A 12,105-nucleotide genomic window follows, 5' to 3' on the forward strand; every position below is an offset into this window, starting at 1 on the left:
GCCGGGCACCCACCCGGCGGTGCGGGAAAGACCGCCCGCCGTCCACGCGATGGGAGCGGCGGGCACCGGGGCACGTTGCGACCCCAAAGGCTTTCCTCTGCAGGGCCGGACTATGCGCCAGTCACTTTCATGATGCAAGCCACTTTCATGACGCCTGTCATGAATTGCGGCGGACCGCCCGCCTCAGCCGAGCAGGCCGGTGAAGGGCAGGAAATCCACAAGGTCGCCGGCACGGATCTCCGTCGCGTCGGCCGCCATGTCGATCAGCCCGTCGCTCTCCGCCATGGAGGTCAGCACGCCGGAGCTGTTGTTGGGGAACTTGTGGGCGACGGGACGGCCGTCAGCCCCCGTCTCCAGCCGGGCGCGCAGGAACTCCCGCCGGCCGGGCTTCTTGGTGAAGGAGAAACCGGCCACCACGAGGCTGCGCGGCACCACGGACTCCCCGCCGGACAGCCGCAGCACCAGCGGTCGCCCGACCAGCATGAAGGTGACCATCGCCGACACCGGGTTGCCGGGCAGCCCGAGGAACGGGATCTCGCCGACCTGCCCCAATGCCAGTGGCTTGCCGGGGCGCAGCGCCAGCCGCCACAGGTGCAGGGACCCCAGGGCGGCGACCGCGGCCTTCACATGGTCCTCCTCCCCCACCGACATGCCGCCGGAGGAGACGATAAGATCGACGGACTCAGCGGCGGAGGCCAGAGCGGCGCGCACCGCGTCCGGCTGGTCGGGAAGGATGCCGAGGTCGCGCAGCTCGACGCCAAGCGCCAGCAGCTGGGCGGCCAGGGTGTAGCGATTGGCGTCGAAGATGGCGCCGTCCGGCTTGCCGCCGCCCGGTTCGCGAAGCTCATCCCCGGTGGAAAACAGCGCGACACGCAGCCGGCGGCGCACCTGAAGGGTGCTGCGCCCGACCGCGGCGGCCAAGCCCACTTCCTGGGCGCGCAGTCGCCGGCCCTCCGCCAGGACGACGGCGCCCGCGTGCATGTCCTCCCCCGCCGCGCGCACGTTGCTGCCACGCTCCAGCGGCGGAACCAGGACGGTGCCGTCGCCGGCCTCGCACTCCTCCTGCATGGCGACGGTGTCGGCGCCATCGGGCAGCGGGGCGCCGGTGAAGATGCGCACCGCATCAATCGGCCCGACCTTGCCCGAGAACACCGAGCCCGCCGGAACGCGCCCGACCACCGCGAGGCGCCGCAACTCGGCTGGAACGTCATCCGGTGGAGCGCGGAACGCCCAGCCGTCCATGGACGACACGGCTATCGGCGGCACGTCGACGCCCGCCGTCACGTCCTCAGCCAGGAAACGGTTCAGCGCGTCGTGCAGCGCCACCGTCTCGGCGCCGGTCACCGGGCGCACGCCCTCCCGGATCACGGCGAGCGCGTCGTCCAAGGGCAGAAGGCCGGAACCCGGCACGGCGAAGCAATCCATCCTCGTCCACTCTCCGATTGGTCATCGTGCCAGTAGATAGGGTGGGCACGCCGTCCGGTCAGCGGGCCGCCCGGTCCGCGTCCGCGAAGGAGCCGAGATAGTCCATCTTGCCCACCGTGACGCCGGCGTGGCGGAGCAGGTCGTAGGCCGTCGTGACGTGGAAGAAGAAGTTCGGCAGGGCGTGCATAAGCAGGTAATCGTCGGCCCGCAGCAGTGCGCCGGACGGGTGCGTGATCTCCCGGTCTCGGCCCGCCTCGACCGCGGCGGGGTCCACCGACCGCAGGAAGTCCAGCGTCTTCGCCACGCGCTCCTGCAACTCCGGAAAGCTCGTCTCGTTGTCCTCGAAACGGGGCGCGGCGAGGCCGGTGATGCGGTGGATAGCGAATTTCGACGTGTCGCTCGCCCGCTGCACCTGGCCGGTCAGCGGGAGCATGTCCGGCGCCAAGCGCAGCTCGACCAGCCGGGACGGATCCATGCCCTGCTCCGCCGCGTGCGCGACCCCCTTGTCCAGAAGCGTGGACAGGACGGTCAACCCGCGGGCGAAGACCGGGACGGAAATTCGGTAAAGCGAAAGGCTCATCGGGTTTTGTCCATTCCTGTGCGCCGGGAAGCCGGGATCCGGCGGCGTGGACGGTACGGCGCCACCTGGACGGCATAAAGGACATTAAAGCCACCGTTTGGGACATTCGTCCGGTGGCGACGGGCGCTGCGAAAAAATGCGCCGAGGGGACCGGAATAAGTCGGCCCGTGCCGAGTCAACCCCACACCGGACAACGAAAGCTCCTTCCAGACAGCCCACCGAACGGAGACAGGATGTTCCCTTCGCCACGCAGGATCGCGCGTTCCGCACCGTCCGTCGCGGCCGTGTCGCTGGCCGTCGCCCTCGCGGGCGCGGCTCCGGCCCTCGCCGACGACAGCGGGGAAGCACGTTTCCTGGCCGAGAACGACGCAGCGATGACGACGATGATGAACGGCATGGCGGTCAAGCCGAGCGGCGATGTCGATAAGGATTTCGTCGCCATGATGACCGCCCACCACCAGGGCGCCATCGACATGGCGCTGGCCCTGCTGCGCCACGGCCGCAACGAGCAGCTTCGCCGCATCGCCCAGGAGATCATCGTCGAGCAGCAGCAGGAGATCGCCGCGATGAAGCTCGCGATCGGCGCCCCCCTGCCCCCTTCGGCGCCAGTCCCGACGCAAATTGCCCCCACGCAGGCAGCCCCGGACGCAGCCGCGTCCCCGCCGTCGGCGGACGCCATGGCCGCCCACCATCACTCCCATTCCGCCCATCAGGAGCCCTGACGTGCCCCGTTCCCTCCTCACCGCGGCGCTCGCCGCCACGACGTTCCTGTCCTTTGGCGCTGCCTGGGCCGGGCAGGCGCCCGGCGCCGCGTCCGACGCCGACATTCCGGTCAGCCACCGCGACCGCGTCTACGCCGCCGAGCAGTTCTCCAACACCGTGTCGGTGACCGATCCGGCCGACAACCGGCTTCTCGGCGTCATCCGGCTGGGCGACCCGCAGCCGGGCAACCTCAGCCCGCTCTACCGCGGGCAGGTCCTGGTGCATGGCATGGGCTTCTCGCCCGACCACCGGACGCTGGCGGTGGTGTCCATCGGCACCAACTCCGTCAGCTTCATCGACACCGCCACCAACGCGGTGAAGCACGTCACCTATGTCGGCCGCGCGCCGCACGAGGCCTTCTTCACCCCGGACGGCAGCGAGGTCTGGGTGACCGTGCGCGGCGAGGACTATGTCGCCGTCCTCGACGGCCACAGCTTCGAGGAGAAGACCCGCATCAAGGTGCCGGCCGGCCCCGGCATGCAGATCTTCTCGCCGGACGGCAAGTACGGCTATGTCTGCTCCTCCTTCAATCCGGAGACGGTGGTCGTCTCGGTGGCCGATCACCAGATCGTAGGGACGGTCAAGCAGGCCAGCCCCTTCTGCCCGGATCTGGCCGCAACGCCGGATGGCGATCAGGTGTGGTTCACGCTGAAGGATGTCGGCAAGGTGCAGGTCTTCGACGCCCGCCCGCCCTTCGGCCTGCTGAAGACGATCGACACCGGCCCCATCACCAACCACGTCAACATCGTCCGCAACGCGAAGGGCAGCTTCGCCTACGTGACGGTCGGGGGCCTGAACCAGGTGAAGGTGTTCCGCACCGACACGTTCGAACCGGTCGCGACCATCCCCACCGGCAACCTGCCCCACGGGCTGTGGCCGTCCGGCGACGGCAGCCGCATCTATGTCGGGCTGGAGAACGCCGACGCCATGGCCGCCATCGACACCCTGACCAACCGCGTGATCGCAACGACGTCCATCGGGCAGGCGCCGCAGGCCGTCGCCTACGTCCCCAACGCGGTGCCGGAGGGCGACGGGCTGGCCAACCTCCAGCCCCTGGGGCTGGCGGGCGACGTCGCGCACCTGACGCTCGGACCCACTGGAAAGACCGCAAAGGATGGAACCCCGCCGACCAGCGTGTCGCTGTTCAGCCAAGGCCTGTCCCAGGTGCTGCAAGCCTCGGTCACCGGTTTGGAGCCGAAGACCCCCTATGTGCTGGCGCTGTCCGACCATCCCGACGGCAAGGGCAAGCTGGAGCCGCTGGCCGCCTTCATGACCAACCCGGCGGGTTCGGCGATCGTCAACGCGGTCGGCCCCATCCGGCAGATCGTGCAGGGCAACGCCAAGGTCGAGCGCCGGTACTTGGTGATCGCCATGGGCACCCCGGACCAGCCCGGCGCCCCCGTCCAGATCCAGAGCCGGTGAGGTCCCGCCGCGGAGGCCGTCCGGCATGAAGGACATGATGCTCCTCGTCGAGCCGCTGATCCCGGCATTGCGCCGCTACGCACGGGTGCTGCTGCGCGACCGGGCGGGGGCGGACGACTTGGTGCAGGACTGCCTGGAGCGCGTCGTCGCCCGTTGGCACCAGCGGCGGACGGACGGCGACGCGCGCACCTGGGTGTTCTCCATCCTGCACAACCTCGCCATGACGCGGCTCAGCCGCTCCCGGCGCGGCTGGTACGTCGCGCTGGAGGACGCCGACGAGGCGGCGACCGCCGCCCCGCCGACGCAGGAGCACGGCGTGATGCACAAGGACCTGATGCGCGCGCTCGACACCCTGCCGGAGGAACAGCGCAGCGTCCTGCTGCTGGTGTCGGTGGAGGATTTGAGCTACGCCGAGGCGGCGCGCGTGCTGGACATTCCCATCGGCACCGTGATGTCGCGCCTGTCGCGGGCGCGCGAGAAATTGTTGCGGGCAACAGAAGCGGAGGCACCGGCCGCCGGCTCCCGCCCCTGGCTGCGGAGGGTGAAATGACCGGCCGTCCGATCACGGAAGACGATCTCCACGCCTACATCGACGAAGCCCTGGACCCGTCCCGGCGCGGCGAGGTGCGGGCCTATCTGGACGGCCATCCGGAGGTCCAACACCGCGTCGCCGCCATGGCCGTACAACGCCGCGCGCTGCGGTCCGCGCTGGCTCCCGTCGTGGAGGAGCCGGTCCCGCCGGAACTGAGCCTCGCCCGCATCGTCGAGGCGCGGCAGTCCCGCTGGCGTGGCCGGTGGGCTTCCACCTGGCGGTCGGCGGCCGCTGCGGTCCTGATGGCCGGGCTGGGGGGCGTCGGCGGCTGGTTCGCCCATGGGGCTGTGCCGGCCGCAAGCGGCATCGCCGCACTGAAGGAAGAGGCGGCGGCCAACTACCAGGTCTACGCCGCGGACCACATCCGACCGGTCGAACTCCGCGCCGGTGACCGTGAGGAACTGGTGACCTGGATTTCGCAGCGGCTGAATCGCCCGGTTTCCGTTCCGGACCTGTCGCGGTCGGGCTATCGCTTCATGGGTGGGCGGCTGGTGGCGACGCCGCACGGCGCCGCGGCCCTGTTCCTGTACGACGACGACCGCGGCACGCGCGTCGCCGTCCTGGTCCGTCCCATGGAGGTGGAGGGCGACACGCCGATGTCCCCGCACGAAGAGGGCCCACTGGCCGGCTACGCCTGGGCCGACCGGGGCATCGGCTACAGCCTCGTGGCGGACGCCCCGTCGGCGTCCTTGCACCCGTTGGCGAACGAGGTGCGCCGGCAGACCGACCGCGTCGGGGGAAGCTGAGCGTCCCGGCCATGCGCGCTTGGCCGACGCCGGGCCTGTCACGACGGCGTGACGGCCATCCGCGCCAACCGGTTGGCCATGGCGTCCAGGAACAGCCGCACGCGGGTCGGCAACTGGCGGTGCGACGGGAACAACGCGCAGACCGGTGCCGCGTCGCTGCGCCAGTCCGGCAGGACCCGCAGCAGCCGCCCGGCCAGCACGTCGGCCTGTACATCCACCCACGACTTCATGATGAGGCCGCAGCCGGCGAGCGCCCAGTCCTGCGCCACGTCGCCGTTGTCGCTGCGCAACCGCGACGCCGTGCGCACCTCCACCGCCTCGCCGTCGGGGCCGATCAAGCGCCAGAAGGCCCCGGCGCCGGGATATTGCAGGCATTCGTGCCGCTCCAGGTCGGCGGGGGTCGCCGGCTGGCCCCAGAGGGCGAGATAGTCCGGCGCGCCCACGACGACGCGGTGGTTGTCCGCCAGCTTCCGCACGATCAGGCCGGAGTCCTTCGGCGCCCCGATGCGGACGACGACGTCCACCCCCTCGTCGATCAGGTCGACCACGCGGTCGGTCAGCGACAGGTCGACGGAAATCTTCGGGTACGTCCCGACCAAGTCGCGACAGACCGGGGCCACGAGCATCCGGCCGAGCGCCACCGGCGCGCCGACGCGCAGCACGCCCTGCGGCTCGGCGCGTCCATGGGCCAGCGCCTCCTCCGCCTCGTCGATCTCCGCGAGAATCCGTTGCGCCCGCTCATACAGGCGCTGCCCCTCCTCGGTCAGGGCGAGGTGCCGGGTGCTGCGGGCGATCAGGCGCGTGTCGGTCCGCCGCTCCAGCGAGGCGAGGCGCTTGCTGACCACGCTCAGCGTCAGGTTCATCTCCCGCCCCGCCGCCGACAGGCTGCCCGCGGCGACGATGCGGACGAAGGTGCGCAGCTCCGTGATGTCGTCCAGCATGGCCGCCCGCATTCTTTCCGTTTGGTGGAGGGTGTATCGAACATCGGCATGATACTCGCCGATTTGGCGAAGGGATAGGGTCAGGGCATCACAGTCCCGAAGAAGGAACCGCATCATGTCCCACGCTTTGACGAACAGCCGCGTCCTGGTGATCGGCGGCAGCTCCGGCATCGGGCTCGCCACCGCGAAAGCGGCGGCGCAGGCCGGCGCGTCCGTGACCATCGCCTCGCGGTCGCAGGACAAGCTCGACGCGGCGGTGGCCGCGGTGGGAGGGAATACGCGCGCGGCCGTGCTGGACACCCGCGACGACGCGGCGGTCGAACGCTTCTTCACCGGGGAGGCGCCCTGGGACCACATCGTGGTGTCCGCCGCCCAGACACCGTCGGGCCCGGTGCGCACGCTCGGCCTGTCCGACGCCAAGGCCGCGATGGAAAGCAAGTTCTGGGGCGCCTACCGCGTCGCCAAGGCAGCGAAGATCAGCGAAGGCGGCTCCCTCACCTTCGTGTCGGGCTTCCTCAGCGTCCGCCCGTCGGCCACCTCGGTCCTGCAAGGCGCCATCAACGCGGCGCTGGAGGCGCTGGCCCGCGGCCTCGCGCTGGAGCTGGCGCCGGTCCGCGTCAACGCCGTGTCGCCGGGCCTGATCGCCACGCCGCTCTGGTCCGGCCTGTCGGAGGCGAAGCGCGAGGCAATGTTCGCCGGGGCCGCGCAGCGCCTGCCCGCCCGCCGGGTCGGACAGCCCGAGGACATCGCCAACGCGATCCTGTTCCTGGCCTCCACATCCTTCGCCACCGGCTCGACCGTGCGGGTCGACGGCGGCGGCGCCATCGCCTGAGCGCCCCTGTTTTCTCGATTGGCGCATGAACGACGGACATGACGACATGACGACGCAGACGACTTCCAAGATTGCGCTGGTTGCCGGCGCCGGCGGCATCATCGGGCACGCCGTCGCCCACGAACTGAAGCGGCAGGGCTGGACCGTGCGGGCGCTCGCCCGCCGTCCGCTGGACGGGTTCCCGTCCATCACCGCGGACCTGACCGACGATGCCGCGACGGCCGCCGCCCTGCGCGAGGCCGCGGATACCACCCACGTCTTCTACGCGGCACTCAGCCCCGACCCCGACCTCGCCACCGAGGCGGAGCGCAACGGGCGGATGCTCGGCAACCTGCTGGACGGGCTGGAGGCGGCCGGCGCGCCGCTCCAGCGCGTCGTGATCTACCAGGGCTTCAAGATCTACGGCATCCATCTCGGCGCCAAGGTGCGGACGCCGGCGCGCGAAAGCGACCCGGTGCACATGCCGCCGAACATCTATCTGGCGCAGGAGGCGCAGCTGAAGGCCCGCGCGGCCAGCAGTCGCTGGGACTATGTGGCGCTGCGGCCGGACGTGGTGGTGGGCGACATCCACGGCAACCCGATGAACATCGCGCTGGTGGTCGGCGTCTTCGCCGAACTGTCGCGCGCGTTGGGCATCCCCATGCGCTTCCCCGGCACCGACAAGGCCTACGGGCAGTTGGTGCAGTTCACCGACGCCGGCCTGCTGGCGCGGGCCAGCCTGTGGGCGGCGACCAGCGACAAAGCCGCGGGGGAAGCGTTCAACGTCACCAACGGCGACGTCTTCCGCTGGGACCGCATGTGGGAGGACATGGCCGGGCACCTCGGCCTGCAAACCGCCCCGCCGGTGCCGCTGACCCTGGCGCGCCACATGGCCGACAAGGGCCCGCTGTGGCGGGACATCGCGGCGAAGAGCGGGCTGGTAGAGCCGGACCTTGGGAAGCTCGTTGGCTGGGGCTTCGGCGACTTCATCTTCCACACGGAGACGGATGTCATCTCCGACGTGAACAAAATCCACCGCTTCGGCTTCACCGAGCGGATGGACTCCAGCGAATCCCTGATCGCCGCGATCGACAGCCTGAAGCGGAAACGCGTTCTTCCCTAACCAATGACGCCGCCGCCGCGAGTGTCACAGGAACGCGGCGGCAAAGGCCGGGGGCTGGGACAGGGTCTGGGCGATAATCTCCAGCGCGTGCCGCGTCTCCACTGCGTCGCAGCCGCCCAGGCATAGGCGCACCGCCTCCGGCGGCGGGTTGTTGACCGCGAAGGCGTCGCTGACCACGATGCCGAGGTTGGCGCCGCGCAGCGTGGCGGCGAAGTTCGACCGGCTCCAGTCCGGCGGAAGTTGGAGCCAGAAATGGAAGGTCTCCGGCTTCGAACGCCGGCTGGCGTAGGGCGGGACGCTGCGCGCGAAACTCTGGCGCTCCGCCGATTCCGCGCGGATGGCGTCTAGGATGGCGTCGGCAGTGCCATCAACGATCCAACGCGTCGCCAGCGCCAGCGTCAGCGGAGAGGCCATGACCGTGGTGGCCCGCAGATAGGCGGACAGCTGCCAGACGCGGCGCGCCTCCGGCACCACCAGATAGGCGACGCGCGGGCCGGCTCCCAGCGCCTTCGCCAGCCCACCGATGCAGAAGACCAGGTCCGGCGCCAGCACCGCCAGCGGCGGCGGCCCGTCGACCGGGAGGGCGCCGTAGGCTTCGTCCTCGATCACTGCGACGCCATGGCGGCGCGCGACCTCCAGCAGGGCGCGGCGGCGCTCCAGAGGCAATGTGATCGTCGTCGGGTTCTGCAGGGTCGGGTTGCAGTAAAATGCGGCGCCTGCTCCGCCCTGTCCAGCGTCGAGGAGTGGCCCTCTCCTCCTCCACCCCCGCATTCCCCGGAGAATACATCGCCGACAACTGCATCGACGCGCCGGAGGAGGAGCCCTTTGTCCCGGTCCGGGCGCCGCGGGACACGCTGATGGAAAGCGACGCCAAGGCGGCGGGCATCGCCGCCATCGTCTGGGCCATCGGCTTCCGCCCGAAAGGGGCTGTACTTCATCGGCCTGCAGTGTCTGAACACCTGGGGGTCGGGCCGATTCCTCGGCGTCGCGGACGACGCGCAGTTCCGAAGGCGTGCGGCTGACCCACTGGTTCGCGATCGTCCGGGACAGCGACGGCCAGCGCATCGCCGACGCCTTCACCACCCGCCGTCCGGCACCGGCCGGACCTTTGCCCGTGCCCGCTCCTTGAGACCGCGCAGGTCGATCCCCAGCGCTTTGATTCGCGAGGTCAGGGTCGTCGCCGGCACGCCCATCCGTTCGGCCGCTCCTCCCGGACCCGACACCTTGCCGCTCGCCGCCTCCAGCGCCGCCAGGACGCTGGCGCGCTCGCGGTTGCGGAGGTCCCGCCTTGTCTCGATGGCCGGCGGCGCCTCCACGGTGGGTCCGGGAAGGCTGCCGGCCCCGGCCTCCTCCGCCGGGAGGTCGAGGTGGATGCGCCCGTTGCGCGCCAGGATCGCCGCCCGCTCGATGACGTTCTGCAACTCGCGCACGTTGCCGGGCCAACCGTAGCCCACCAGCCGACGGACGCTGCCCTCGGTCAGGCTGAGGTCCACCGTGTTCAGCTTCCGCACGGCGTCGCGCAGTAAGTGCGCGGCCAGCAGGGGGATGTCCTCCGGCCGTTCCCGCAGGGGCGGGGATTCGATCGGAAACACGTTCAGGCGGAAATACAGGTCCTGGCGAAAGCGTCCCCGCGCGACCTCCGCCTTCAGGTCGCGGTTGGTCGCAGCCACGATGCGCACGTCCACGGTGCGCGTGCGCTCCTCGCCCACACGCTCGAACAGGCCGTCCTGCAGGACGCGCAGCAGCTTCCCCTGGAGGTCGAGCGGGATCTCGCCGACCTCGTCCAGGAACAGTGTGCCGCCGTCGGCCAGTTCGAAGCGGCCCACGCGGTCGCGCAGCGCGCCGGTGAAGGAGCCCTTGGCGTGGCCGAAGAACTCGCTCTCGAACAGCTCGCGCGGGATGGCGGCGCAGTTCACGCGGATCAGCGGCCGGCCGGAGCGGCGCCCGGCCTCGTGGATGGCCCGCGCGATCAGCTCCTTGCCGGTGCCGGACTCCCCCGTGACCAGCACCGACGCGTCGGTCGGCGCGACAAGCTCCACCTGCTGCAAGATCTTCTGGATCGCCGCGCTTCGCCCGATGATGCCGTGGTGGTTGCCGGACAGGCGGATCTCCTCCTGAAGGTAGGCGTTCTCCAGCTCCAGCCGGCGGCGGAGCCGGTCCACCTCCGACAGGGCGGCGCGTAGCCGCTCGTCGGCCTCGCGGCGCTGCGAGACGTCGCGGAAGACGATCACGGCGCCGATCACCCGGTCGCCCGTGCGGATCGGCGTGCTGGTGTATTCCACCCAGATCGGCCGACCGTCGCGCGTCCAGAACACCTCGTCGGACACGCGCTTCACCCGCCCCTCGCGGAAGGCCGCGTAGATCGGGCATTCATGGGCGGGATAGGGGGACCCGTCCGGCCGGTGGTGGTGCATGACGGAATGGATGTCCCGCCCCAGCAGCTCCGCCGCCGACCAGCCCAGGATGCGTTCGGCCGCCGGGTTGACGAAGGTTCCCTTGCCCTCGGCGTTCACGCCGTAGATGCCCTCGCCCGCGGCCTGGAGGATCAGCTGGTTCTCGCGCTCTATGCCTTGGAACACGCGCTCGACCCGCTGCCATTCGCCGATGCCGTCGCGCAGGTACAGTTCCCCCTCGTCCTGGATGTCGCGCTGGCGGCGCGCGTCGAGGTCGTGGAGGGTCAGCAGCAGGGCCTCCCCGCCGGGCAGCAGCGCGCCCGCATATTCCAGACACAGCTCCGCCCCGCCCGCGTGGCGGACCGACAGGTCGCGGGTCCAGTAGACGCCCTTGGTCAGCACCGCTTCCGTGAAGACCAGCAGCGCCGGCTCCTGCCCGCGGTGCAGATCGACGATCGGCATCCGGCGCAGCAGGTCCCGGTGATAGCTGAGCAGGCGGCACACCGCCCCGTTGGCGTCGAGGATACGGCCCGACGCAAGCTCGACGACGAGGCAGGCCTCCACGCCGTGCTCGAAGGCCGCCCCGTAGCTCCCATCCGGCGTGCGATCCATCAAACCCCGCAATTTACGATACTTCGTGATTGTGTGGCGAATTATCGCCATTCACGAAAATTCGTGAAAACGTGAGTAGCACCGTGGCCCACGGATTCCAAGGACCTGGACCAACCCCGGCGACTGGCACGCCCTTTGCCATCTTCCCAGGCACCGAACGGACGCACCATCCCCGTCACCGCCAGGAGAGTTCCATGAAGCGCGCCGACCTGACCGAAAAGATCCTCGACATCAAGCGGGACAAGGGCCTGACCTGGGCGCAGATCGCCGAGGCGATCGGCGGCTATTCGCCCATCCTCATCACCGCCGCCCTGCTCGGCCAGATGAAGCTGACCAAGCCGCAGGCCGACAAGGCCGCCGAGCTGTTCGGCCTGTCGCCCAGCGAGGCGAAGATGCTGAACGAGGTGCCCTACCGCGGCTCCATCCCGACGATGCCGCCGACCGACCCGCTGGTCTACCGCTTCTACGAGCTGGTGATGGTCTACGGCACGACCTTTAAGGAGCTGATCCAGGAGGAGTTCGGCGACGGCATCATGTCCGCCATCGACTTCGAGATGGACATGGAGCGCCTGCCCAACCCGAAGGGCGACCGGGTGAAGCTGACCATGTCCGGCAAGTTCCTGCCTTACAAGTATTACGGCAATGAAGACGGCGTGCCTGATTACGGGTTCGGCGACGCCTGACCCTGTGGACCCGCG

At 70.1% G+C, this 12,105-nt stretch carries 12 protein-coding genes; 7 read left to right on the plus strand and 5 right to left on the minus strand.

Annotated features, from left to right (window positions below):
• Positions 1-183 precede the first annotated feature (183 nt).
• Together M2351_RS16735 and M2351_RS16740 are read right to left on the minus strand one after the other, a co-directional pair.
• Positions 184-1,425 (minus strand): molybdopterin molybdotransferase MoeA, encoded by a 1,242-nt coding sequence (locus tag M2351_RS16735; protein ID WP_264657251.1) that lies wholly within the window; start codon positions 1,423-1,425, stop codon positions 184-186.
• A 58-nt stretch (positions 1,426-1,483) separates the two neighbouring features.
• Positions 1,484-2,005, minus strand: a complete 522-nt coding sequence (locus M2351_RS16740; RefSeq protein ID WP_264657252.1) for a DUF1993 domain-containing protein — start codon at positions 2,003-2,005, stop codon at positions 1,484-1,486.
• A 233-nt stretch (positions 2,006-2,238) separates the two neighbouring features.
• Between M2351_RS16740 and M2351_RS16745 the strand changes: the two genes are divergently transcribed.
• From M2351_RS16745 to M2351_RS16760, 4 genes are read left to right on the plus strand one after another with little or no spacing between them, the layout of a single operon-like run.
• Positions 2,239-2,727, plus strand: coding sequence for a DUF305 domain-containing protein (locus M2351_RS16745; protein ID WP_264657253.1), 489 nt, complete (start codon positions 2,239-2,241; stop codon positions 2,725-2,727).
• Position 2,728: 1 nt separating this feature from the next.
• Complete coding sequence (locus M2351_RS16750; protein ID WP_264657254.1) at positions 2,729-4,189, plus strand: YncE family protein; 1,461 nt, start codon at positions 2,729-2,731, stop codon at positions 4,187-4,189.
• A 25-nt stretch (positions 4,190-4,214) separates the two neighbouring features.
• Positions 4,215-4,739 carry a sigma-70 family RNA polymerase sigma factor gene (locus tag M2351_RS16755; RefSeq protein WP_264657255.1) on the plus strand — a complete coding sequence of 175 codons (525 nt, stop codon included), beginning with the start codon at positions 4,215-4,217 and terminating at the stop codon, positions 4,737-4,739.
• The gene (locus tag M2351_RS16760; RefSeq protein ID WP_264657256.1) at positions 4,736-5,527 is read left to right on the plus strand and encodes an anti-sigma factor family protein; all 792 of its coding nucleotides are present in this window, start codon (positions 4,736-4,738) and stop codon (positions 5,525-5,527) included. Before M2351_RS16755 ends, M2351_RS16760 begins: the two co-directional genes overlap by 4 nt.
• Before the next feature lie 38 nt (positions 5,528-5,565).
• On the opposite strand, the gene M2351_RS16765 is transcribed toward M2351_RS16760, so the two are convergent.
• Complete coding sequence (locus M2351_RS16765; protein ID WP_264657257.1) at positions 5,566-6,468, minus strand: LysR family transcriptional regulator; 903 nt, start codon at positions 6,466-6,468, stop codon at positions 5,566-5,568.
• Between the two features lie 115 nt (positions 6,469-6,583).
• Between M2351_RS16765 and M2351_RS16770 the strand changes: the two genes are divergently transcribed.
• Positions 6,584-7,300 (plus strand): SDR family oxidoreductase, encoded by a 717-nt coding sequence (locus M2351_RS16770; RefSeq protein WP_264657258.1) that lies wholly within the window; start codon positions 6,584-6,586, stop codon positions 7,298-7,300.
• A gap of 25 nt (positions 7,301-7,325) precedes the next feature.
• Positions 7,326-8,402 carry an SDR family oxidoreductase gene (locus M2351_RS16775; RefSeq protein ID WP_264657259.1) on the plus strand — a complete coding sequence of 359 codons (1,077 nt, stop codon included), beginning with the start codon at positions 7,326-7,328 and terminating at the stop codon, positions 8,400-8,402.
• Positions 8,403-8,426: 24 nt separating this feature from the next.
• Here the strand turns inward: M2351_RS16775 and M2351_RS16780 are convergent, their stop codons facing one another.
• A complete protein-coding gene (locus M2351_RS16780) occupies positions 8,427-9,467 on the minus strand; it encodes an aminotransferase class I/II-fold pyridoxal phosphate-dependent enzyme (RefSeq protein ID WP_319801897.1) in 1,041 nt (346 codons plus the stop codon).
• 11 nt (positions 9,468-9,478) lie between these two features.
• Positions 9,479-11,407, minus strand: a complete 1,929-nt coding sequence (locus M2351_RS16785; protein ID WP_264657261.1) for a sigma 54-interacting transcriptional regulator — start codon at positions 11,405-11,407, stop codon at positions 9,479-9,481.
• A 194-nt stretch (positions 11,408-11,601) separates the two neighbouring features.
• Here M2351_RS16785 and cynS point away from each other — a divergent pair, with 194 nt between their 5' ends.
• A complete protein-coding gene (cynS, locus tag M2351_RS16790; protein ID WP_264657262.1) occupies positions 11,602-12,090 on the plus strand; it encodes a cyanase in 489 nt (162 codons plus the stop codon).
• The last annotated feature ends 15 nt before the right edge of the window (positions 12,091-12,105 follow it).

This window comes from Azospirillum canadense (genome assembly GCF_025961225.1).
Taxonomy (GTDB): domain Bacteria; phylum Pseudomonadota; class Alphaproteobacteria; order Azospirillales; family Azospirillaceae; genus Azospirillum; species Azospirillum canadense.